Origin of the sequence: Vibrio sp. VP6, assembly GCF_028823755.1 — a bacterium.
In the GTDB taxonomy this organism is placed as follows: Bacteria; Pseudomonadota; Gammaproteobacteria; order Enterobacterales; family Vibrionaceae; genus Vibrio; species Vibrio parahaemolyticus.
The window spans coordinates 1-1,012 of sequence record NZ_JAPEID010000150.1; the positions used below are offsets into that span (position 1 = coordinate 1).

A 1,012-nucleotide genomic window follows, 5' to 3' on the forward strand; every position below is an offset into this window, starting at 1 on the left:
TTTATTTGTGCTTAATACACATCTTCAGTTCTGCAAATGTGGCTATACACTTGATAAATGTCGTCGTAACTGTAACCGTACTCTTCCAGTTTTTCTGCGCAATCGCAGATATCGCCCGTGTAAAAACATTCGTGATTAAATAGTTCACGGCGAATGATTGCCTTTTTGCCATTTTCTGCAATGTCTTGCGCTATGCCTTCTTTGTTAATTTTCTCTAAACGGTCATATAGTTTTTTCTCATTACCAACGGGACAGATTAAACCAGCTCCCATTGAAGAATATTTAACGCCCTCTTTTTTAGCTTCGTCGAACTGCTTATTAGAAAAGGCAAAGAATGCACCGAACTCGTTAAAAGCTTGGGTTTGTTTTTCGCTTGTGTAATCTGTTAGATATTTCATTATTTATTCATCCTGTTTATATAATTAAAAAAGGTAGTAATGACGCTCTAACCATCCATTTTTGCTGTGCAAAAATACTAGACCGCAACCGAAGGGCGCGAGGACGGACGAACCGCAAAAGGACAAAGTTAAAAAAGCCTCTGACCTACTCACTCCCTAGAAAACCCCTCATCCTGCTAGACCTGTTTTAGGTGCAGGGCACTCCCAAGTTAAGGTGGTTCGAAGGGCTAAGAGCGTGCAAAACTGTGTCTTTACGTCAATTGAACAAGGGGGTGTCGTTGGCTCTGTCAAGAGGAAACTACGTCCCTCTTTACTGAGCGAAGGACATCGCCTAAATTGCAAACGTGAAGCCAGTTTGTGCACTCTGCCATTCAAACGACCAGCTTGAAGTGACCGATAAAAACAGGGATAGCAGAATGAGGACAACGAGGAGGAACGACGAGGCGTAACGAACGAAGTGAGTGAAGGCGTTCAGGATTGCAGCGATATCCTTTTGGATAGGGACTGTAGAGCGACACGACCAGGGACGGCACTTGTGACGTTTCGGGGCGATGACGATCTTAGTCCATAGATGAAAGATACAAGCGGAAAACCTTGCCCGTAGGGTAACGCCC

The 1,012-nt window shown here is 44.0% G+C and carries 1 protein-coding gene; it reads right to left on the reverse strand.

Annotated elements, in window-relative coordinates; translation table 11 throughout:
• Positions 1-11: 11 nt before the first annotated feature.
• Entirely contained in the window at positions 12-398 is a 387-nt protein-coding gene (locus tag OU793_RS24590) for a hypothetical protein (protein ID WP_159408199.1), read from the reverse strand.
• Positions 399-1,012 lie beyond the last annotated feature (614 nt).